Genomic DNA, 21,371 nt, shown 5'->3' on the forward strand with positions numbered 1-21,371 from the left:
CCGCACCCTGATGAACAGCTCCTCGGCGCTGAGGCCGCGCTGACTCCGAACAACCATCCAACAAAAAGCGGCGCCCATTCAGATGGGCACCGCTTTGTTTGTCTGACGCGCGAGAGCGGTCAGAACTGGGTCCGCAGGGTCAGCGACAGGCTGCGAGGATCACCGTAGATCGCCCCGGCATAGAAGCCATAGCGGGTGAAGTAGTGCTTGTCGAACAGGTTGTTGGCGTTCAGGGTCAGTGCGGTGTCGTCCGTGATGTCATAGCGGGCCATGGCATTCCAGATCGCATAACCGGACCAGTTGACGTCGCTGGCGCTGCGGCTCACGCCGTTGGTGGGCTGGCCGGCCGGGGTCGACAGTGCGCGGATGTTGGTCTGTGCAGTCACACCGGTACCCACGGTCAGACGATCCAGCGCGCCAGACAGGTGGTAGGTGGTCGACAGTTTGAACAGGTGCGAAGGGTCACTGCGGCCGTCGGAATCGAGGCGCCGAAAGTGCAGCCAGGTGTAGCCGCCGTAGACGTTCCAGTTCGGCGTGATCGCCCCGGCCACTTCCAGATCGATACCGTCGGTTTCCACCCCGGAGCCGGCCTTGTAGGCCTGCGCGCCGGTCGGGGTCAGGCTGGCGCCATCGGTAACGGCCTTGTTGTCCTGCTGGGTGCGGAAATACGCAGCCTGGGCATTCAGGCGACCGTCGAACCACTCACCCTTGATCCCGGTTTCGTAGCTCTTGCCACGAATCGGCTCGATCTTGCTGCCGCCGGCGTCTTCCTGAGTCTGCGGGGTGAAAATGTCGGTATAGCTGGCATACAGCGAGTAGTTGTCATTGAGGTCATACACCGCGCCCAGATATGGGGTGACGATGCCGTTCTCGCTCTGGCTGCTGCGTGCCCCGGAGGTGGCGATGGTCACTGCGTCGTAGTTGCTGGTGCGCACCCCGGCAATCACCGACAGCGGTTCGGTGATGCTGATCCGGGTTGCCGCATACATACCCTGCAGGCGCGTAGTGGTCTTGCTGTGCAGGCCGGTCTGGCGGGCATCGATGTAGTAATCGTCATTCACCCCGTTGCGCCAGTCGCTGAGCGCAAAACCGTTGTTGCCACGGAACTGGCAGCCCAGCGCTGGCGCACTGGTGCGCAGGGCGCTGGACATGGTGCAGCTGTATTGCGGCGACCAGGCCACGGTGCGGCTGTCGTTGTAGCCGAACATCGCCTGATGGGTACGGCCGAACAGCTGGAACGGGCCGCTCAGATCAATCTGGCCGGACTGTTGAGTGGTGTCCGTCGAGCTGTGCAGGCCATTGAGTACCGCACCGCTGCCATCGCGGCTGAAGTAACCAACATAGTTGCCGCCCGACGACGAGTTGACCTTGGCCAGGCCGCGGTGGTTAAGGGCGTCGGTGGTGGTCTGCGCCAGATTGACGTTCAGGGTCCAGTCATTGTCGAAGCGATGGGTCAGCGAGCCGAACGCGGTACGGGTGGTGTACTCGCCAAAGCTCCAGCTCGGCACCACGTTGGTGCTGCGCGGCAGGTCGGTCTTGCTGCCGTCACCGTACCAGATCGGGATATTGGCACCCCAGCCGCCGCCGACAATCTTGTAATACTCATACTGAAAGCCGGCGCCAAGGGTGGTGGCGTCATCCAGATCGAACTCGACATTGGCCAGCGCTGCCCGCGAGCGGTCGGACTGCTCGTCGCGGAACGAGTTGGCCTCCTGCTGGGAAACCACAAAGCGCGAACGCAGACGACCATCTTCCGACAGCGGCAGGTTCAGGTCGGCGCCCAGGCGGGCCTTGTCCCAACTACCATAGGTCACGTAGGCGCTGCCGCCGAACTCGCGGGTCGGACGCTTGCGGATCAGGTTGACGGTGGCTGACGGATCTCCGGTGCCGCCCAACAGGCCGTTGGCGCCGCGGACCACGTCCATGCGCTCGTACATGTCCATGTTCAGCGACGAACCGGCGCCGCTGAAATCCGACCCCCCCGGATACTGCAGGCCATCGACCTTCCAGTTGCTGATGGCATAGCCGCGGGCGCGGTACTCGGTACGCCCGCCGACCTCCAGCTTGCTCATGCTTACCCCCGGCGCGGCGTCCAGTGCCTGCTCCATATTGGTGATATTGCGGTCGGTCATCTGCTCCTGAGTGATGGTGGTCACCGACTGCGGGGTCTGCCGTGGGGTCAGCTTAAGGCCGGTGGAACTGCTGGTGCTTTTAACCGTGTAACCGGCCTGGCCGGTGGCATCCTGTTCGGTGTAGGCGCTGTCGCGGACATCAATGGCGTTGAGTTCGACAGCGTCGGCCGCGTTAATACTGTGACTGGCAATCAGTGCGCTCAGGCCCAGGCCGATCAGCACGTTAGAGCGCTTGAGGGTGAAAATGTCGGTAGGGTTGGCGGGGAGATGGAGGATGGTAGAAGAGGTGCTGCCCAAGTGAGTCATTGTAATCGCTTCGTGTTTGCAGTTAGGTTTTGATACGATTTTTATCAACCACCTCACTTCGCTGTACCGCGCGTATGTATGGGCTTGTAATGGAATGTAATGAGCGCGACACCTCGCCGCCCGGATTGCCACCACAATCAGGCGAAACCTTGCTGGTGGTCGATGATGATGACGAGATCCGCGAGCTGCTCTGCGACTACCTCAGCGAGGCCGGTTATCGTGTGTTGGCGGCTGCCGACGGTCAGCAGATGTGGCAGTGTCTGCGTGAGCAGACCGTAGACCTGTTGATCCTGGACCTGATGCTGCCCGGCGAGGACGGCCTGAGCCTGTGCCGCCAGTTGCCACGCGATTCGAGCATGGGCGTGATCATGCTGTCGGCCCGGGGCGCAGCGCTGGACCGGGTGATCGGCCTGGAGGTCGGTGCCGACGACTACCTGGCCAAGCCGTTCGAGCCCCGTGAGTTGCTGGCGCGAATCAAGGCCGTGCTGCGGCGCGCGACGCGCCTGGCCCCCGAGTCCCCTGCCCGCCCGGACAAGACTCAGCACTTTGCCGGCTACCGGCTCGACCACGCCCGCCGCGAACTGACCCTGCCGGACCAGCGCCAGTTGCCGTTGCCACGCTCCGATTACCGTGTGCTCAGCGAGTTGCTCAATGCCCATGAAGAAGTGCTGACCCGTGAGCAGCTCACCCGCAGCGCCTTCGGCCGCGCCTATCAGCCCGACGATCGCTCGGTGGACATGTGCATCAGCCGGCTGCGTCAGTCATTCAAAAGCGATGAGCGTGCCAGCGTGCAGATTGTCACCATTCGCAATGAAGGCTATCTGTTGAGCATCACCGGTCCCGCGTCCTGAGATGCGGCGTTTTTTGCAATGACTGTGACGAAAAGCAGGCATATCGTCAGAAAAAAACAGCGTGTAGCTTGAAATCCAGACAGGTAAGGCCTACCGTTGGCACCAGCTCATCTACCAGCCTTAGGGTGTCAGTGTAGAAGGAGTAACGGCCCCGTCCTCCTGTGGAGGGCGCGGCCAGCCTAACTCTCTTGACTGTAGCGCTCCCAACGCTGCTCCAGTTTCTTCTGCTGATGCTCTCGTTCGACTGGATAGGCCGTCCAAGGCAGGGTGTAGTCCTTGCGCTCTTCCAGCACCACCAAGTATTGGGCTTCGGCAAACCATATCAATACACGAGTAGTTGAGCCTTTCGGTTCACGCCAGATCTTTAGCCTTGTATCGGCAGCATTTTCTATTATTGGTCTGGGCCAGCGAATACGCTCGCAACGCCGCAAATCAGGCAGGCGCTCCGCTTCGTCGTGCCCCTCTGAAATCATGTGCCAAAACGTAGCCTCCTTGCCCTGAATAACCGGATGACGCTTCAAGCCAAGACGCTTACCAGCGAATACGGGTTTCGAAACCACAAAGTCGGCACAAAATATCTCGTAGATCGCATCCAGATAACGAGAAAAATCGCCACCATAAGTTTTCAGTTCTTCCAGTTCAGGCAGCCATCCCGGCAGGCTCATAAGTCTTGGCTCCCGCTCCAGAAGAACAGGTTGAACTTGGACTCACGCAGCAACGTGTTCTGCTCCAGGTTATAGCGGCTACGCTCGCGAATTCGCGCAATCAGTCGCTGCTTGGCTTCGCTGCCACACAGTCCGCGATGCAGGTAGGACAGCGCGCCAATGAGCAAGTCGGCCAACTGCAATTGTTCTGCCTCATGAGAGTGAATGCGCTGTACACGGCGGATTACCTTGCGAGAAAAGTCATAGGCGTTGTGGGCCAGCGCCTCGTGGAGTCTGGTGACCTTCTCATGCCCTAATGTGTCTTTGATATCGATGTAGACATGGTATCCAGCGTCTGGGTCGAAGATGGTCTTGAGCATCGAGAAGTAAATCTTGTAGTACCAGTCGTCATGGCTTTGCCGGTACTGCCGGTGGTTGAGACAAGCCTTGTCGGCAACAACCAACGCACGAAAGTGCAGATCGTCATCGTCAAAAAAATAGTCGATACAGTCCAGGTAGAACTGCAGTTTGGCGGAGCCCACCTTGGTCCACTTGATTTCGAAATCGCGGGGCAGTTTATGTCTTGATTTGATTTCACGTAGACGCCGGGCGATCTCCAGGCGTTTTGCCTCTGGACACCAGACAGCGCCCAGCACCATGGCGCGCTGACCGTCATTCTCCAGGTGGCAGGATTCGTCACAATAGATATTGAAGGTTTCGTTCATTGCTGTACTGCTGGCCGTTAGGGTTGCCGAATGTACTCTGTTTGCTCATAGCCATGGGCCAGAGCGATCAGGCTTCAGTCATCGTTTTCCTGGCTCGCCTGCTCCAGTGTTTATTGACTCAGAGCCGTCCGAACGGCAAGGTGCAGACTTTCTGTCATCCGCAATGAAGGCTATCTGTTGAGCATCACCGGTCCCGCGTCCTGAGATGCGGCGCTTTCTGCAAAGGCTATGGCCCATAACCCTGTTCGCCCAGTTGCTGGTGATCATGGTTTTTGGGGTGCTGGGCATTCAACTTGCATCAAGCAGTATCTGGTTCGATGTGCGTTTTGCGCAGGTTCTGGAAGCGCCCGTACGGCTTATGGCGCGTGACACTGCGGCGATCATCGAGCAGATTGACTGCCGTGCGCCCGAACAGCTTCAGGTTCGCACCCATTACCAGTTGCGCTGCCTGTCAGATGCACCGCCCCGTGTGCCCGGCGGTGAACCCAGCCGCGCCCAGCGGCGCATTGAATTACTGCTCGGTCAGGCGTTGCGCATTGAAACCGGACGCGATTACCCGCTGCGCCTGCTCAGCGCGACCCTGACCGATACGCAGGGTCAGCCGATCGTCTGGCATAGCCTGTTCGGCCTGCGCACCGCCCAGGCGCACCTGCGCTTTGCGCTCCAGCTGCCGGACCAGCGCTGGCTGCACGTCGAGGCGCAGGAAATGCAGGGCTGGAGCGGCGAGTCGGCATGGGTGCTGATTGCCGATTATCTGTTGCGGGTGTATGCCCTGCGCATTCTGGCCGTGCTGGTGATCTGTCTGGTGGCGGTGCGTCTGTGCCTGCGCCCGCTCAAGCGTCTGGGCGAGGCTGCCATGGCGCTGGGCGACAATCTCGAACAGCCACCCTTGACCATCGAAGGTTCGCAAGAGGTTCGCCAGGCCGCTTTGGCCTTCAACAGCATGCAGCAGCGCCTCAAAGCCATGCTCGATGACCAGGCCTATTTCCTGGCGGCCGTATCCCACGATTTGCGTACCCCGCTGACCCGCATGCGTCTGCTGATCGAGCGGGTCAGCGAAGAGCGTCCTCGCGAGCGGCTGCGGCACAATATTGTCGAAATGGAGCGCATGATCGCCCAGGTGCTCGATTATTTGCAGAGCGCCGATAAGCACACCGTGCAGCCTGTCGATATCGACGAGCTGCTCGCTCGCTTGTGCGATGAGCTGTGCAGCGCTGAGGAACCCTTGCCTGTCAGCGGACGTGGCGGCGTGGTGCAGGTCAATGAGCTGTTGCTGCAACGCTGCCTGCAAAACCTGCTGAGCAATGCCTTGCGCTACGCCCGGCAGGTCAGTCTCAACGTGCAATCGGACGACCAGCACCTGCACATCGAGATCCTCGACCGCGGCCCCGGCATTGCCGAGCAACAACTGCCAACCATCACCGACCCGTTCGTACGCGGTGAAGCCTCTCGCAACCAGCGTTCCGGCGGCTACGGTCTGGGCCTGAGCATCGCCAAACGCATCGCCATGCTGCATGGCGGCCGTCTGATGCTGCGTAACCGCCAGGCTGGCGGGTTGTCGGTCAGTGTGCTCCTGCCGCTACATGAGGCCGCGCTCAACCAGTGACAACGGCTCGCCCTCGCCGACGATCACATGGTCGAGCACCACCACATCCACCAGCGCCAGTGACTCCATAAGGCGCTTGGTCAGCTCGATGTCGGCCCGGCTCGGATCGCTGACTCCGGAGGGGTGGTTATGGCACAGGATCAGGCTGGCCGAATTGTGTGCCAGGGCGCGTTTGACCACCTGGCGCGGGTGAACATAGGCCGCATTGATCGTTCCATGGAACAGCACCTCGAACGCCAGTACCCGATGCTTGCTGTCGAGAAACAGGCAGGCGAACACTTCGTGAGGCTCATGGCGCAGCTGTGATTTCAGATAGGTGCGAACCTGCTGCGGGTTTTCCAGGGCCGACGCATGGCGCACGCTTTCAGCCAGGTGCCGACGGGCCATTTCCAGCACCGCCTGGAGCTGGGAGAACTTCGCCGGGCCAAGCCCCAGGTGTGAACTGAAGGCATCGAGGTCGGCCTCCAGCAACGCGCGCAGGCTGCCGAATTCATTCAACAGATGCCGGGCCAGATCGACAGCACTTTTGCCCGATACACCGGTACGCAGAAAAATGGCCAGCAGTTCTGCATCGGAAAGGCTCTGCGCGCCCATGCCAAGCAGGCGCTCGCGCGGACGCTCCGCAGCAGGCCAGTCGCGGATACTCATGCACCACCTCCTTGTGTTCAGGCGCGGCGCAAACAAAGGGCCGCGCACGTCCCACCAGCTAGTACCGCAGATCGCAACGGCTCGCCAGCTTTTGCCGGGCCAGAGCCTCACGCGCTGACTTTTCCTACAGAGCTGTGGGCGCCGCTGCTCCACTGCGGACGCTGTGCTATCTTAGCCCGGATTTTTCTGCGGCTACCCGGCACCGGGGCTGCTGCGATTGCGCAACATTGATCAAGACAAGGCAGGCCTATGCAGCGGCTGTATCGAAAACGCATCGTTCTGGGCGTCGGCGGCGGCATCGCGGCCTACAAAAGCGCCGAACTGGTCCGCCGCTTGCGCGACCAGGGGGCCGAAGTGCGGGTCGTCATGACCAAGGGCGGGGCGGAGTTCATCACCCCTCTGACCATGCAGGCGCTCTCGGGACACCCCGTCCATCTGGAGCTGCTCGACCCGGCGGCAGAAGCCGCGATGGGGCATATCGAGCTGGCCCGCTGGGCGGACCTGATTCTCATCGCCCCGGCAACCGCTGACCTGATCGCCCGCTTGGCCCAGGGCATCGCCAATGACCTGTTGACCACTATTGTGCTGGCCACCGACGCCACCGTGGCGATTGCGCCGGCGATGAATCAGGCCATGTGGCGCGACAGCTCGGTGCAGGCCAACACACGGCAGCTCGAAGAGCGCGGCTGGAAAGTGTTCGGCCCGGCATCGGGCAGCCAGGCCTGCGGCGACGTGGGGTTTGGCCGGATGCTCGAGCCCGGCGAGCTGGCGATGTGCGCCGCCGAGTGCTTCCAGCGCCTGAGCCTGACCGGCCAGCACGTGGTGATCACTGCCGGGCCCACTCAGGAAAATATCGACCCGGTGCGTTACATCACCAACCACAGCTCCGGCAAGATGGGCTTTGCCCTGGCCGAAGCGGCCGTGGAAGCCGGCGCGCGGGTGACACTGATCACAGGTCCCGTCAGCCTGCCGACGCCGGACCGGGTCACGCGCATTGACGTGGTCAGCGCCCGCGACATGCTGGCCGCCTGCGAAGCAGCGATTCCGTGCGATCTGTTCATTGCCTCGGCCGCCGTGGCCGACTACCGCCCGGAAGTGGTCGCCCCGCACAAACTCAAGAAAGACCCCAGCACCGGCGACGGCCTGTTGCTGCAGATGGTCCGTAACCCCGACATCCTGGCGACCATCGCGACCCGCCCGGATCGTCCGTTCAGTGTCGGTTTTGCCGCCGAGACCGAGCATTTGCTCGACTATGCTGCACGCAAGCTCAAGGACAAGAATCTCGATCTGATTGTCGCCAACGATGTCGCCAACCCCAGCATCGGCTTCAATAGTGAAGAAAACGCCTGCAGCGTGATCGACCGGGCGTTGCATGCAACGCTCTTTGCCCAGACCAGCAAAGGCAAGATTGCCCGCCAGCTGATCTCTTTTATCGCCGAACGCATGAATCAGGTTTAACTACGAATGCACGCTCTACAAGCCAAGATCCTCGACCCCCGCATTGGCAGCGACTTCCCTCTTCCGGCCTACGCCACCAGCGGCTCGGCCGGCCTTGACCTGCGCGCCATGCTGCAGCAGGACACCGTGCTGGAGCCCGGCCAGACCCTGCTGATTCCCACCGGCCTGTCGATCTACGTCGAAGACCCGGGCCTGGCCGCGCTGATTCTGCCGCGTTCGGGGCTGGGCCATAAGCACGGCATCGTGCTGGGCAACCTGGTCGGCCTGATCGACTCCGATTATCAGGGCGAACTGATGGTCTCGTGCTGGAACCGCGGCCAGACTCCGTTCACCATCGCGGTTGGCGAGCGCATCGCGCAGTTGGTGCTGGTGCCGGTGGTGCAGGCCCGTTTCGAGCTGGTCGAGGAGTTCCAGCAGACCCAGCGCGGTGCCGGCGGCTTCGGTCACTCAGGCAGTCATTGACAGATTTGCACAGGCAACCCCGGATTCAGGACGAATAATCGGAGAGCAGTCGGGTGGAAGGCAGTCAGCGCAGCATCAACCAGCATTCGTCTGCCGAAGGGCAAAAGCCTTCTGCATCTGCCTTGCACGCCTTGCTGCCCGGTCTGATTCCGGCGTTTGCCGGCCTGGCGGCGGCGCTGGTACTGATCACCGTCGGCCTGGCCAGCAGCCCGCAACAGCATGACCAGCAGATCCAGGCCTGGGGTAACAGCCAGGCGCTGGCGATCAATCTGGCCTTGCGCCAGATCGGTGCCGACACCCAGGCGGCCGCCAACAATCCCGCCCTGTTGCAGGCCCTGCAGAGTCATGATGAGCAGGCCCGCAGCGCTGTGCAGGAGCGGCTGCGTTACTGGGACGGCCTGATTGGCGCACGGATCGATGCCAAAGGCCTGGCCGACATCGACACCCAGAGCAGCTTGCCGGTCAGCTACTCGACCCTGGACCTGCTCAACAAGGCGATTCAGGGTCAGGCACCGGTGCCGGAGGCACGCAAGATCGGCGAGCGCTGGGTCATTTACAGCGTGGCAGCGCTGCGCAGCGACCCGAGCCAGCCGGCCAGCGGCACCTTGTTGCTGGCCTTCGACCCCAAGCGTCTGCTCAACGCCATTCCAGGCATTCCCGAAGACGCCGGGCAAGTGGTGTTAAGCCAGCAGTTCGGCAACGGTCCGGAGCAGGTTTTCCTGCAGCGCGGGCTGGCCGGTGCCGGCAAACCGCAGGTTTTCGAAACCGGCTATCCGGGCTGGCGGCTTGAATTCACCCCGGGTCCGGCCTTGCACAACCCGATCCCCTGGCTATTGCTCGGCCTGGCTTTGCTGGTCGCCCTGGCGGGCAGCGTGCTGGGGCTGTACCTCAACGAGCGCCGCCTGCAAAGGCTGATCGTCGACGACACCCGGCAACTGGATCAACTGGTGCAAGAACTCTCTCGCGGAAAAACCGTCAAACCCTTCGGTTTGAGCCTCCCTGCCCTGCAAGGACTGGCTCAGGCCCTTGCCCGTCTTTCGCTGTACACCGCGCCTCACGCGGCTACTGGCGACAGAAGCGGCGCAAAACCCGACACCTCTGAAGGCAGCGTTGCAGTATCGCCCCCGGCCGCCAAGCCTGGCACCGCCTGGAGCGATCCGCTGTTCCAGAACACCGATATCCTTGATATCGACATTCTCGACGACAACCAGGATCTCCCGAGATCGGAGCACACCCTCTTTATGAACAGCCCAGCATCCGTGGCACCCCAGCTTCCCGAGTCGATCTTCCGCGCCTATGACATTCGCGGTGTGGTCGGCGATACCCTGCACGCTGAAACCGCCTACTGGATCGGTCGGGCCATCGGCGCCCAGAGCCTGGCCGAGAACGAACCCAACGTCAGCGTGGGTCGCGATGGCCGTCTGTCTGGCCCGGAACTGTCACAACAACTGATTCAGGGGCTGCATGACGCCGGTTGTCATGTCAGCGATGTCGGCCTGGTCCCGACTCCGGCGCTGTACTACGCCGCCAACGTGCTGGCCGGCAAGACTGGCGTGATGCTCACCGGCAGCCACAACCCCAAGGACTACAACGGTTTCAAGATCGTCATCGCAGGCGACACCCTGGCCAACGAACAGATCCAGGCCCTGCTTGAGCGCATCAAAACCAACAACCTGACCGAGCAAAAAGGCAGCATCACCAAGGTCGACATCCTCGAGCGCTACTACCAGCAGATCACCCAGGACATCGCCCTGGCCCGCCGCCTCAAGGTGGTGGTCGACTGCGGCAACGGCGCTGCCGGGGTCATCGCGCCGCGGCTGATTGAAGCGCTGGGCTGTGAAGTGATTTCCCTGTTCGAGGAAGTCGACGGCAATTTCCCTAACCACCACCCCGATCCGGGCAAGCTGGAAAACCTTCAGGACCTGATTGCCAAGGTCAAGGAAACCGGCGCCGACCTGGGCCTTGCCTTCGACGGCGACGGCGACCGTGTGGGGGTGGTGACCAACGAGGGCAATGTGGTCTTCCCTGACCGCCTGCTGATGCTGTTCGCGCTGGACGTGCTGGAGCGCAATCCGGGCGCCGACATCATCTTCGACGTCAAGTGCACCCGCCGCCTGACCCCGTTGATCAGTGAGCACGGCGGTCGTCCGGTGATGTGGAAAACCGGCCACTCGCTGATCAAGAAACAAATGAAGAAAAGCGGCGCGTTGCTGGCGGGCGAGATGAGCGGCCACATCTTCTTCAAGGAGCGTTGGTTCGGTTTCGATGACGGTATCTACAGCGCTGCACGGCTGCTGGAAATCCTCAGCCAGAAAACCGAAACCGCCGAACAGCTGTTCGCCTCTTTCCCGGATGACGTTTCCACCCCAGAGATCAATATTAAGGTGACCGATGTCACCAAGTTCAGCATCATTGAGGCTCTGGAGAAACAGGCCCAGTGGGGCGACGCCAAACTGACCAGCATCGACGGTGTCCGTGTCGATTATCCGAAAGGCTGGGGTCTGGTGCGTGCGTCCAACACCACGCCGGTGCTGGTGCTGCGCTTCGAAGCCGAAACCGAGGCTGAATTGCAGCGCATCCAGAACGTTTTCCATACCGAGCTCAAGAAAGTTGCGCCGGACCTCGACTTGCCGTTCTGATAGTTTGATCTTTGACTGGAGCCCCGAATGACCCTCGAACGTGATGCCGCTTCTAACGTCGCCAAGGTATTGTCCGAAGCACTGCCATACATCCGCCGTTTCGTTGGCAAGACGCTGGTAATCAAGTACGGCGGCAACGCCATGGAAAGCGAAGAGCTGAAAACCGGCTTTGCGCGCGATATCGTGCTGATGAAAGCGGTCGGTATCAACCCGGTGGTCGTTCACGGCGGCGGTCCGCAGATCGGTGACCTGCTCAAGCGCCTGTCCATTGAAAGCCACTTCATCGACGGCATGCGGGTGACCGACTCGCAGACCATGGATGTGGTGGAAATGGTCCTCGGCGGCCAGGTCAACAAAGACATCGTCAACCTGATCAACCGTCATGGCGGCAGCGCCATCGGCCTGACCGGCAAGGACGCCGAGCTGATTCGTGCGAAGAAGCTCACCGTTACCCGCCAGACGCCGGAAATGACCAAGGCCGAAATCATCGACATCGGTCACGTTGGCGAAGTGGTCGGGGTCAATACCGACCTGCTGAACATGCTGGTCAAGGGCGACTTCATCCCGGTGATCGCGCCGATCGGTGTCGGCCCGAACGGTGAGTCGTACAACATCAATGCCGATCTGGTCGCCGGCAAGGTTGCCGAAGCCCTCAAGGCCGAGAAACTGATGCTGCTGACCAACATTGCCGGCCTGATGGACAAGCAAGGTGAAGTCCTGACCGGCCTGACCACCGAACAGGTCGATGGCCTGATCGCTGACGGCACCATCTACGGCGGCATGCTGCCGAAGATCCGTTGCGCGCTGGAAGCGGTGCAGGGCGGCGTACACAGCTCGCACATCATTGATGGCCGTGTGCCCAATGCCGTACTGCTGGAAATCTTCACCGACAGCGGCGTGGGTACGCTGATCACCAACCGCAAGCGTCACTGATTGCGGTCATTGCGATAATAAAAAGGCCCCGCCAGTGCGAACTGACGGGGCCTTTTTATCACGCTACTGAAGCAGGCTGGAGACCCGCGCGCGCAACTGCGCGAAGTCTGACTCTGCCTGCTGGCGCGCCTGCTGATAACGACTGATCTCGGCCTTGAGCGCATTGTGCTGATCGCGCAGGTCGTTCATCTGGTCAATCAGGTTCTGCGGCACCGGGCGCCCTGCCCGTTCCAGATCGGCGGCCTGGCCCTGCAGGCTGGCCTGCTGGGCAGCCAGGCCCTGGGTATTGCCTAGGGCCACGCCGATCAGCGCGTCGATCTCTGCCAGCTTGCGAGCCTTGGCGCGCTCGACATCATCGACGCTGCGATACTGGCGCAATAACTGCGCATCGGCACCGGCCTGGGCCTTGGCCGCCTCGGCCTGACGAATCTGCTCGGCACTGGGGGCCGGCGGGACTACCTGTACCACTCGCCCCTGGGCGTTGAGTACCTGATAGCCTTTGCCTGCGTACTCCGGCGGCACGCCCTGGCGATCCATGACGGTTATGCCACGGCTGTCGACATAGCGATAGAGCAGCACCTCAGGGGGCTCGGCAGCCATTGCCGCGCTCTGGCCCAAGCTGCCCAGCAGCAACACCAGCCCGGTAGCCTGCACGACGCGCCGCGACGTGCTGCTCAGGTTTCGATCACTGCGGTGCTTTGCCCAGCCGGTCATAGGTTTCCCTCAGACGCCGTATTGCGCCCTGTACGCTTGAACTGCAGGCAGGTGTTGCTTGAGTTGTGGGTCGTCGGCGAGAAATTCCAGCACCTGGTTGAGCGAGACGATGCTCACGACCGGAATGCCGAAGTCGCGCTCGACTTCCTGAATCGCCGACAACTCGCCGTTGCCACGCTCCTGGCGGTTCATCGCGATCAGCACGCCGGCCGCCGTAGCGTCCTGGGCCTGGATGATCTGCATGACCTCACGAATCGCGGTGCCGGCGGTAATCACGTCATCAATGATCAGCACATTGCCGGTCAAAGGTGCGCCGACCAGGCTGCCGCCCTCGCCGTGGGCCTTGGCTTCCTTGCGGTTGAAGCACCAGGGCAGGTCCCGGTCGTGATGCTCGGCCAGCGACACGGCGGTAGCGGCCGCCAGCGGAATGCCCTTGTAGGCCGGGCCGAACAGCACGTCGAAGTCGATCCCGCTGTCAACGATCGCCGAGGCGTAGAACCGCCCCAGTTGCGCCAGTGCGGCGCCGCTGTTGAACAGACCGGCATTGAAGAAGTAAGGGCTGGTGCGCCCTGACTTGAGAGTGAACTCACCGAAGCGCAGCACGCCGCGATCGATGGCAAAACGAATGAAATCGCGTTGATACGCTTGCATGAAAAAGCCCTGAAAGCACGGATTTAGCTAATTGATTAGACCTCGGGTATCATACACGCACGTGATTTTTGGGGCCATTTATGCGGATCATCAGTGTGAACGTAAATGGCATTCAGGCTGCAGTCGAGCGTGGTTTGCTCAGCTGGCTGCAAGCTCAGAATGCCGACGTCATCTGCCTTCAGGACACCCGCGCCTCCGCCTTTGAACTGGATGATCCAGCCTACCAGCTGGATGGTTACTTCCTGTATGCATGCGAAGCCGAGGTGCCTGCCCAGGGCGGCGTGGCGCTTTACTCGCGGTTGCAGCCAAAGGCGGTCATCAGCGGTCTGGGTTTCGAGACCGCTGACCGCTACGGGCGTTACCTGCAGGCAGATTTCGACAAAGTCAGCATTGCCACCCTGTTGTTGCCTTCGGGCATGAACGGCGATGAAGACCTGAATCAGAAATTCAAGCTTATGGATGACTTCGGCAAGTATCTGGACAAGCAGCGTCGCAAGCGCCGCGAGTACATTTACTGCGGTTCGCTGTATGTTGCCCAGCAGAAGCTCGACATCAAGAACTGGCGCGACAGTCAGCAGTCGCCAGGCTTCCTTGCGCCGGAGCGCGCCTGGATGGACGAGATCGTCGGCAATATGGGTTATGTGGATGCACTGCGTGAAGTCAATCGTGAAGGCGATCAGTACAGCTGGTGGCCGGACAGCGAACAGGCCGAGATGCTCAATCTGGGCTGGCGCTTCGACTATCAGATTCTGACACCGGGCCTGCGCCGTTTCGTACGCAGCGCACGCCTGCCTCGCCAGCCGCGCTTCTCGCAGCACGCGCCGCTGATCGTGGACTACGACTGGACACTGACCACCTGATTGAGGGTCAGCCACCGGACGACAAAAAGCCGACATGAAGTCGGCTTTTTATTGGGCGAAGGCTTGGGTCTACGCCGTAGGAGCGGCTTTAGCCGCGAAGCCTTCGCAGCTAAAGCTGCTCCTACACCGGGCGCCAGGTGAACGGGTAGCGGTAGTTCAGGCCGTCATTGGCTTTTACGCCGCCAATGATGGTCAGCACCAAGGCGCCCAGGCCGACCAGCATCAACAGCGGTATGCCGATCACCACGAACACCAGCATGAAGCTGATGGTCGCGGCAATGCTGACGGTGATCTGGAAGTTCAGCGCTTCACGGCCCTGAGCGTCGATAAACGGGTCGGACTCTTTCTTGAGCTGCCAGAGCACCAGCGGCCCCAGCAGGTTGCCGAACGGAAAGACCAGCCCGAAAAACGCCGACAGATGACAAAGCATCGCCCACTGCCGCGCTTGCGGGCCTGGCTTGTGCAGCGAGGGTTGTTGGCTGTCGGTCATTTCAGGTCCCCGGGTCGGTGTCTCAGTCAGCCAGCGCGGCGCGCTGCAGTTCGAATATTTCGGCCATGCCTTTGCGTGCCAGTTCCAGCATCGCGTTGAGTTCTTCGGGCTGGAACGGCGCACCTTCGGCGGTGCCCTGGACTTCGATGAAGCCGCCGGCACTGGTCATCACCACGTTAAGGTCGGTTTCGGCGGCGGAGTCTTCGGGGTAATCCAGGTCAAGTACCGGCTCGCCCTGATAGATACCGACCGACACGGCGCCGACCATCTGCTTGAGCGGATCGCCCGCCTTCAGGCCGCCGCGTTTCTTGACCACTTTGAGGGCGTCGATCAGCGCGACCATGGACCCGGTGATCGACGCGGTTCGGGTGCCGCCATCGGCCTGGATCACGTCGCAGTCGACGTACAGGGTGATGTCGCCCAGCTTGGACATGTCCAGTGCCGCGCGCAGCGAACGGCCGATCAGGCGCTGGATTTCGAGGGTCCGGCCGCCCTGCTTGCCACGACTGGCTTCGCGCTGGTTACGCTCGCCGGTGGCGCGCGGCAGCATGCCGTATTCGGCGGTCAGCCAGCCCTGGCCCTGGCCTTTGAGGAAACGCGGTACGCCGTTTTCGACGCTGACCGTGCAGATGACCTTGGTGTCCCCGAACTCGACCAGTACAGAGCCCTCGGCGTGTTTGGTGTAGTTGCGGGTGATACGGATCGGGCGCAGTTGATCGGCAGCGCGACCACTTGGACGTTTCATCTGGCAATACCTGTACAGGACGGAAAACTGCCGAGCATTATAGGGGCTGTCGAGCTTCAATCGCGAATTGCTTTGCCTGACCGGTCGCGATCCATAAATACCGCAACCCTGACCAGCGGCCGGCATCTGTATGCATCAGCCGTTTGGGCGCCAGCCTCGCCTGCGTTACAATCCTGCGCTTTTGCAGCCTGTCGACTTTCACGACTTCCACGCCGCCTGCGACCGGGCTGCGCGTGGGACTCAATAGAGGTACACCCCATGGTGCACAGCATGACCGCCTTTGCCCGCGCCGAACAGGCCGGAACCCAAGGCACCCTGAGCTGGGAGCTGCGCTCGGTCAACCACCGCTACCTCGAACCCCACCTGCGCTTGCCTGAAGCGTTCCGCGACCTGGAAGGTGCGATTCGTGAAGCGCTGCGTCAAGGGCTGTCACGGGGCAAGGTCGAGTGCACCTTGCGCTTTGTCGAAGAAACGGCCGGCAAACCGCTACAGGTTGACCGCGAGCGTGCGGCGCAACTGGTCGCCGCCGCCGAGCAGGTTGCCGCTCTGATCCAGCAACCGGCCCCGCTCAACCCGCTGGAAGTACTGGCCTGGCCTGGGGTGTTGGTCGGCGACGCGGCTGATCCCCAGGCACTGAACAGCGCTGCGCTGGCGCTGTTCAGCCAAGCGCTCGAGGAGCTGAAAAACGGTCGGGCGCGTGAAGGCGCGGGCCTGGCAGCGCTGCTCAGCGAGCGACTGGACGCCATCAGCCAGGAAGTCACCACCCTGCGCGCTCTGGTGCCGCAGATGCTGGCTGCGCAGCGGCAGAAGATCCTCGACCGCTTCAATGACATGAAGGCCGAGCTGGACCCGCAGCGCCTGGAGCAGGAAATGGTCCTGCTCGCCCAGAAAAGCGACGTTGCCGAAGAGCTCGACCGTCTCAACACCCATGTCACGGAAGTGCGCCGGGTGCTCAAGACCGGCGGGCAGGCCGGGCGGCGCCTGGACTTCCTGATGCAGGAGCTCAACCGCGAGGCCAACACGCTGGGCTCCAAGGCGTTCGATCCTCGCAGCACCCAGGCCGCGGTCAACCTCAAGGTGTTGATCGAGCAGATGCGCGAACAAGTGCAGAATATTGAGTAAGGCTGAACCCCAAATGACCCATAGTACCGGCACCCTGTATATCGTTTCCGCCCCGTCCGGGGCAGGCAAGACCAGCCTGGTCACGGCGCTGATCGCCGACGAGCCGCAAATTCGCGTTTCCGTCTCGCACACCACGCGCGCCATGCGCCCGGGCGAAACCAACGGGGTGAACTACCACTTCGTCGAGCGCGCCGAGTTTCTGCGCATGATCGAGCAGGGCGATTTCCTGGAGCAGGCCGAAGTGTTCGGCAACCTCTATGGCACCTCGCAGAGCAGCCTGCAGCAAGTGCTCGATGCCGGTCACGACCTGATTCTGGAAATCGACTGGCAGGGCGCTGAACAAGTGCGCAACCTGATGCCCGACGCACGCTCGATCTTCATTTTGCCGCCCAGCCGCGAAGCGCTGCGCCAGCGCTTGAACAACCGTGGCCAGGACAGCGACGAGATCATCGAAGGGCGGATGCGCGAAGCGGTCAGCGAGATGAGTCATTACGCCGCTTATGACTACCTGGTGATCAACGACAATTTTGACGTCGCGTTGCAGGATCTGAAAGCCATTTTCCGTGCCAACCGTCTGAGTCAGGCGCATCAGGCGCGTCAGCACCAGGAGCTGCTCAGCCAATTGCTGGCCTGAATCGGCCCGCTTGTGGCTTGCCGCTTGAAGCTTGCTACCGACCGCTTGTACACTACCGAGTCCGCTCGCCCATCCGGGCACCGCGCATACGCATTTGCTACGAGGAATACCATGGCCCGCGTGACTGTTGAAGACTGCCTGGAACACGTCGATAACCGCTTCGAGCTGGTCATGCTCGCTACCAAGCGTTCGCGTCAGCTCGCCACTGGCGGCAAAGAGCCCAAGCTGGCTTGGGAAAACGACAAGCCTACCGTACTTGCCCTGCGCGAAATCGCCGCCGGCCTGATCGACAATGCAGTGATCGCCGAAGCTGAAATCGTCGAAGACGAGCCATTGTTTGCCGCCTTCGAGGACGAGTCCAGCGAGGCCGTTTAAGCCTATGCCGGGTCGATGTGGTACGGCGCAGGGTAAGAGCCATCGGCAGGGGGTAGCGCCTTGCCGAGCATAGACGCCCTCGCCGAACGCATTTCGGCCTATTTAGGCAAGGATCAGGTCAACCTGGTCCGTCGCGCGTATTTCTACGCCGAGCAAGCCCACGACGGCCAGCGCCGTCGCAGCGGCGAAGCCTACGTCACCCACCCTTTGGCCGTCGCCAATATCCTCGCTGACATGCACATGGACCATCAGAGCCTGATGGCCGCGATGCTGCATGACGTGATCGAAGACACCGGCATCGCCAAGGAAGCGCTCAGTGCGCAGTTCGGTGAGACCGTCGCAGACCTGGTCGACGGGGTCAGCAAGCTGACCCAGATGAACTTCGAGACCAAGGCCGAGGCCCAGGCGGAAAACTTCCAGAAAATGGCCATGGCCATGGCCCGCGACATCCGCGTGATCCTGGTCAAGCTTGCCGACCGCTTGCATAACATGCGTACCCTTGAGGTGTTGTCCGGCGAAAAACGCCGGCGAATCGCCAAGGAAACCCTCGAGATCTATGCCCCCATCGCCAACCGGCTGGGCATGCACAGCGTACGCATCGAGTTCGAAGACCTGGGCTTCAAGGCCATGTACCCGATGCGCTCCTCGCGCATTCACCAGGCGGTCAAGCGCGCCCGTGGCAACCGCAAGGAACTGGTCAACAAGATCGAAGAGTCGTTGAGCCACTGTCTGGCAGTGGACGGCATCGAAGGCGATGTCAGCGGCCGCCAGAAACACCTGTACGGCATCTACAAGAAGATGCGCGGCAAGCGCCGGGCCTTCAACGAAATCATGGACGTGTATGCGTTTCGCATCATCGTCGACAAGGTCGATACCTGCTACCGGGTACTGGGCGCCGTACACAACCTCTACAAGCCACTGCCTGGGCGTTTCAAGGATTACATTGCGATCCCCAAGGCCAACGGCTACCAGTCGCTGCATACCACGCTGTTCGGCATGCACGGGGTGCCCATCGAAATCCAGATTCGCACCCGCGAAATGGAAGAAATGGCCAATAACGGCATCGCCGCGCACTGGCTTTACAAGTCCAGCGATGACGAGCAGCCCAAGGGCTCCCATGCCCGCGCCCGGCAATGGGTCAAGGGCGTGCTGGAAATGCAGCAACGCGCCGGCAACTCGCTGGAGTTCATCGAAAGCGTCAAGATCGACCTGTTCCCCGACGAAGTCTACGTGTTCACCCCCAAAGGGCGGATCATGGAGCTGCCAAAAGGCTCCACGGCGGTGGATTTTGCTTACGCCGTGCACACTGACGTCGGCAACAGTTGCATTGCCTGCCGGATCAACCGCCGCCTGGCTCCGCTCTCCGAGCCGCTGCAAAGCGGCTCGACCGTCGAGATCGTCAGCGCGCCGGGTGCCCGGCCGAACCCGGCCTGGCTCAATTTTGTGGTCACCGGCAAGGCCCGTACCCATATTCGCCACGCCCTGAAGCTGCAGCGCCGTTCCGAGTCCATCAGCCTCGGCGAGCGCTTGCTCAACAAGGTACTCAACGGCTTCGAGACCAGCCTGGACAAAGTCAGCGCCGAGCGCGTTCAGGCCGCACTGATCGAGTACCGCGCCGAAGTCCTGGAAGATCTGCTCGAAGACATCGGCCTGGGCAATCGCATGGCCTATGTGGTCGCACGCCGCTTGCTGGGTGACGGCGAGCAACTGCCCAGCCCTGAAGGCCCGCTGGCGATCCGCGGCACTGAAGGCCTGGTACTCAGTTATGCCAAGTGCTGCACGCCGATTCCGGGCGACCCGATCGTCGGCCACCTGTCGGCGGGCAAGGGCATGGTCGTGCACCTGGAAAACTGCCGCAATATCAGTGAGATCCGCCATAACCCGGAAAAATGCCTGCATCTGTCCTGGGCCAAGGATGTCACTGGCGAATTCAACGTCGAGTTGCGCGTCGAGCTTGAGCACCAGCGTGGCCTGATCGCGCTGCTGGCCAGCAGCGTCAATGCCGCCGACGGCAACATCGAGAAGATCAGCATGGATGAGCGCGATGGTCGCATCAGCGTGGTCCAACTGGTGGTCAGCGTGCACGATCGCGTACACCTGGCCCGCGTCATCAAAAAGCTGCGCGCCCTGGCCGGGGTAACCCGCATTACCCGCATGCGCGCCTGACACCCCTTTAACAGGAGTTCTCATGTCCAAGACTGTCATCAACAGCGACAAGGCACCTGCCGCCATCGGCACCTATTCCCAGGCCATCAAGGCGGGCAACACCGTTTACATGTCCGGGCAGATCCCGCTGGACCCGAACACCATGGAGCTGGTCGACGGCATCGAAGCCCAGATCACCCAGGTCTTCGAAAACCTGAAGTCCGTCGCCGAAGCGGCTGGCGGCTCGTTCAAAGACATCGTCAAACTGAACATCTTTCTCACTGACCTGGGCCACTTCGCCAAGGTCAACGAGATCATGGGCAAGTACTTCGAGCAGCCTTACCCGGCCCGCGCCGCCATCGGCGTTGCCGCACTGCCACGCGGCTCGCAGGTCGAAATGGACGCCATTCTGGTCCTTGAGTAAACCGCCCCGGCGCAGCGTCCAGGCGCTGCGTCATCCTGTGCAAAGAAAGGATTCCCTTATGCGTCGTGCGCTTGCCCTTACGCTGTTGGCCGCACTCGTCAGTGGCTGTGCCAGCCATACCGACGTCAACCCCGATGGTATCTGGATCAATCAGAATGCCATTGATGCCGCCGTCAAAGGCAGCAACATGCGTGAAGCCATGTTGTCCAGCGGCCCGAATCTGGAATGGCAGGTCGACACCAAGGCCGGCCAGGCATCTTTTTCCAATGGCTTTGAGCTCGGCGAAGGCAAGATCATCGAGTCCAAGGCCGGCAAGCTGCGTATCGAGTTCTATGGCAACTTCTTCGAAGACCTGAGCATTGATGGCAGCCAGCTGACCCAGGCGGCCAGCGAGTCAGGTCCTGAGCAGCGCTTCGTCAAACCCAAGGTCAGCCTCGCTGCCGATGCGCCACCGGGCAGCAGCTTTGAGCATGCGCTGTACTCGGCTTATCTGGGCGGCAAATGGACCATTGTCAGTGGCGACGGCCAGGGCAGCAGCGTTCAGTTCTCGCCCGACGGCCGAGTGCAGGGGCTGGGCGGCAACGATCGCTATGCGCTGTGCCTGGCAGGTGACTGTGCAGCCATGAGCGGCGAGTACGACAGCATGTGGCTGGAGCGCGCCGAACAGGGTGCACCGTGGATCTTTGCCCGCAAAGGCCGGCAGCTGGAGATTTTCCAGGCCATCAACACCGCTGAAGCCGATGAAATGCCTCAGCTGCGTCCCGGCCAGCGCCGCTGGCTGCTTGAGCAACAGTAGGAGCCGCTTTA

General features: G+C 61.6%; 21 protein-coding genes. 13 read left to right on the forward strand and 8 right to left on the reverse strand.

Features of this window, described 5'->3' with window-relative positions:
- Nucleotides 1-119: 119 nt before the first annotated feature.
- The gene (locus NRB16_RS20345; RefSeq protein WP_257106817.1) at nt 120-2,438 is read right to left on the reverse strand and encodes a TonB-dependent siderophore receptor; all 2,319 of its coding nucleotides are present in this window, start codon (nt 2,436-2,438) and stop codon (nt 120-122) included.
- 89 nt (nt 2,439-2,527) lie between these two features.
- On the opposite strand from NRB16_RS20345, the gene NRB16_RS20350 reads away from it, so the two are divergent.
- Nucleotides 2,528-3,289 (forward strand): response regulator, encoded by a 762-nt coding sequence (locus NRB16_RS20350; RefSeq protein WP_045485070.1) that lies wholly within the window; start codon nt 2,528-2,530, stop codon nt 3,287-3,289.
- Between the two features lie 179 nt (nt 3,290-3,468).
- On the opposite strand, the gene NRB16_RS20355 is transcribed toward NRB16_RS20350, so the two are convergent.
- A complete protein-coding gene (locus NRB16_RS20355) occupies nt 3,469-3,954 on the reverse strand; it encodes a hypothetical protein (RefSeq protein ID WP_253113946.1) in 486 nt (161 codons plus the stop codon).
- Nucleotides 3,951-4,658, reverse strand: coding sequence for a DUF3800 domain-containing protein (locus NRB16_RS20360; RefSeq protein WP_253113948.1), 708 nt, complete (start codon nt 4,656-4,658; stop codon nt 3,951-3,953). The genes NRB16_RS20355 and NRB16_RS20360 overlap by 4 nt, the downstream gene beginning before the upstream one ends.
- A gap of 205 nt (nt 4,659-4,863) precedes the next feature.
- Here NRB16_RS20360 and NRB16_RS20365 point away from each other — a divergent pair, with 205 nt between their 5' ends.
- Nucleotides 4,864-6,264: an ATP-binding protein gene (locus tag NRB16_RS20365; RefSeq protein ID WP_257106818.1), complete on the forward strand. Its 1,401-nt coding sequence runs from the start codon at nt 4,864-4,866 to the stop codon at nt 6,262-6,264.
- Here NRB16_RS20365 and radC read toward each other — a convergent pair.
- Complete coding sequence (gene radC, locus NRB16_RS20370) at nt 6,238-6,912, reverse strand: DNA repair protein RadC (protein WP_253113954.1); 675 nt, start codon at nt 6,910-6,912, stop codon at nt 6,238-6,240. The genes NRB16_RS20365 and radC overlap by 27 nt on opposite strands.
- Before the next feature lie 249 nt (nt 6,913-7,161).
- Between radC and coaBC the strand changes: the two genes are divergently transcribed.
- From coaBC to argB, 4 genes are read left to right on the forward strand one after another with little or no spacing between them, the layout of a single operon-like run.
- A complete protein-coding gene (coaBC, locus tag NRB16_RS20375; protein ID WP_253113967.1) occupies nt 7,162-8,370 on the forward strand; it encodes a bifunctional phosphopantothenoylcysteine decarboxylase/phosphopantothenate--cysteine ligase CoaBC in 1,209 nt (402 codons plus the stop codon).
- 6 nt (nt 8,371-8,376) lie between these two features.
- Entirely contained in the window at nt 8,377-8,832 is a 456-nt protein-coding gene (dut, locus tag NRB16_RS20380; protein WP_045485054.1) for a dUTP diphosphatase, read from the forward strand.
- A 53-nt stretch (nt 8,833-8,885) separates the two neighbouring features.
- Nucleotides 8,886-11,471: a phosphomannomutase/phosphoglucomutase gene (locus NRB16_RS29815; protein ID WP_045485051.1), complete on the forward strand. Its 2,586-nt coding sequence runs from the start codon at nt 8,886-8,888 to the stop codon at nt 11,469-11,471.
- Between the two features lie 27 nt (nt 11,472-11,498).
- On the forward strand, nt 11,499-12,404 hold the full coding sequence (gene argB, locus NRB16_RS20390) for an acetylglutamate kinase (RefSeq protein ID WP_045485049.1): 906 nt from the start codon (nt 11,499-11,501) through the stop codon (nt 12,402-12,404).
- A 63-nt stretch (nt 12,405-12,467) separates the two neighbouring features.
- Here argB and NRB16_RS20395 read toward each other — a convergent pair whose 3' ends face one another.
- Both NRB16_RS20395 and pyrE read right to left on the reverse strand, forming a co-directional pair.
- Nucleotides 12,468-13,004 carry a DUF4124 domain-containing protein gene (locus NRB16_RS20395; protein ID WP_253114226.1) on the reverse strand — a complete coding sequence of 179 codons (537 nt, stop codon included), beginning with the start codon at nt 13,002-13,004 and terminating at the stop codon, nt 12,468-12,470.
- Between the two features lie 123 nt (nt 13,005-13,127).
- Nucleotides 13,128-13,769 carry an orotate phosphoribosyltransferase gene (pyrE, locus tag NRB16_RS20400; RefSeq protein ID WP_045485047.1) on the reverse strand — a complete coding sequence of 214 codons (642 nt, stop codon included), beginning with the start codon at nt 13,767-13,769 and terminating at the stop codon, nt 13,128-13,130.
- Between the two features lie 80 nt (nt 13,770-13,849).
- Between pyrE and NRB16_RS20405 the strand changes: the two genes are divergently transcribed.
- Nucleotides 13,850-14,629 (forward strand): exodeoxyribonuclease III, encoded by a 780-nt coding sequence (locus NRB16_RS20405; protein ID WP_045485044.1) that lies wholly within the window; start codon nt 13,850-13,852, stop codon nt 14,627-14,629.
- A 121-nt stretch (nt 14,630-14,750) separates the two neighbouring features.
- On the opposite strand, the gene NRB16_RS20410 is transcribed toward NRB16_RS20405, so the two are convergent.
- Both NRB16_RS20410 and rph read right to left on the reverse strand, forming a co-directional pair.
- Nucleotides 14,751-15,119 (reverse strand): DUF4870 domain-containing protein, encoded by a 369-nt coding sequence (locus NRB16_RS20410; RefSeq protein WP_253113969.1) that lies wholly within the window; start codon nt 15,117-15,119, stop codon nt 14,751-14,753.
- A gap of 22 nt (nt 15,120-15,141) precedes the next feature.
- Nucleotides 15,142-15,864 carry a ribonuclease PH gene (gene rph / locus NRB16_RS20415; RefSeq protein ID WP_045485038.1) on the reverse strand — a complete coding sequence of 241 codons (723 nt, stop codon included), beginning with the start codon at nt 15,862-15,864 and terminating at the stop codon, nt 15,142-15,144.
- 258 nt (nt 15,865-16,122) lie between these two features.
- Between rph and NRB16_RS20420 the strand changes: the two genes are divergently transcribed.
- The 6 genes from NRB16_RS20420 (at nt 16,123) to NRB16_RS20445 (ending at nt 21,360) form a co-directional block, all read left to right on the forward strand.
- Nucleotides 16,123-16,986, forward strand: a complete 864-nt coding sequence (locus NRB16_RS20420; protein ID WP_045485034.1) for a YicC/YloC family endoribonuclease — start codon at nt 16,123-16,125, stop codon at nt 16,984-16,986.
- 13 nt (nt 16,987-16,999) lie between these two features.
- Nucleotides 17,000-17,620: a guanylate kinase gene (gmk, locus tag NRB16_RS20425; protein ID WP_045485031.1), complete on the forward strand. Its 621-nt coding sequence runs from the start codon at nt 17,000-17,002 to the stop codon at nt 17,618-17,620.
- Nucleotides 17,621-17,731: 111 nt separating this feature from the next.
- The gene (rpoZ, locus tag NRB16_RS20430) at nt 17,732-17,995 is read left to right on the forward strand and encodes a DNA-directed RNA polymerase subunit omega (protein ID WP_045485028.1); all 264 of its coding nucleotides are present in this window, start codon (nt 17,732-17,734) and stop codon (nt 17,993-17,995) included.
- 60 nt (nt 17,996-18,055) lie between these two features.
- A complete protein-coding gene (gene spoT / locus NRB16_RS20435) occupies nt 18,056-20,161 on the forward strand; it encodes a bifunctional GTP diphosphokinase/guanosine-3',5'-bis pyrophosphate 3'-pyrophosphohydrolase (RefSeq protein ID WP_045485025.1) in 2,106 nt (701 codons plus the stop codon).
- A gap of 22 nt (nt 20,162-20,183) precedes the next feature.
- On the forward strand, nt 20,184-20,564 hold the full coding sequence (locus NRB16_RS20440; RefSeq protein WP_045485023.1) for a RidA family protein: 381 nt from the start codon (nt 20,184-20,186) through the stop codon (nt 20,562-20,564).
- 58 nt (nt 20,565-20,622) lie between these two features.
- Nucleotides 20,623-21,360: a hypothetical protein gene (locus tag NRB16_RS20445; RefSeq protein WP_253113972.1), complete on the forward strand. Its 738-nt coding sequence runs from the start codon at nt 20,623-20,625 to the stop codon at nt 21,358-21,360.
- Nucleotides 21,361-21,371 lie beyond the last annotated feature (11 nt).

Origin of the sequence: Pseudomonas sp. LJDD11, assembly GCF_024584215.1 — a bacterium.
GTDB lineage: Bacteria > Pseudomonadota > Gammaproteobacteria > Pseudomonadales > Pseudomonadaceae > Aquipseudomonas.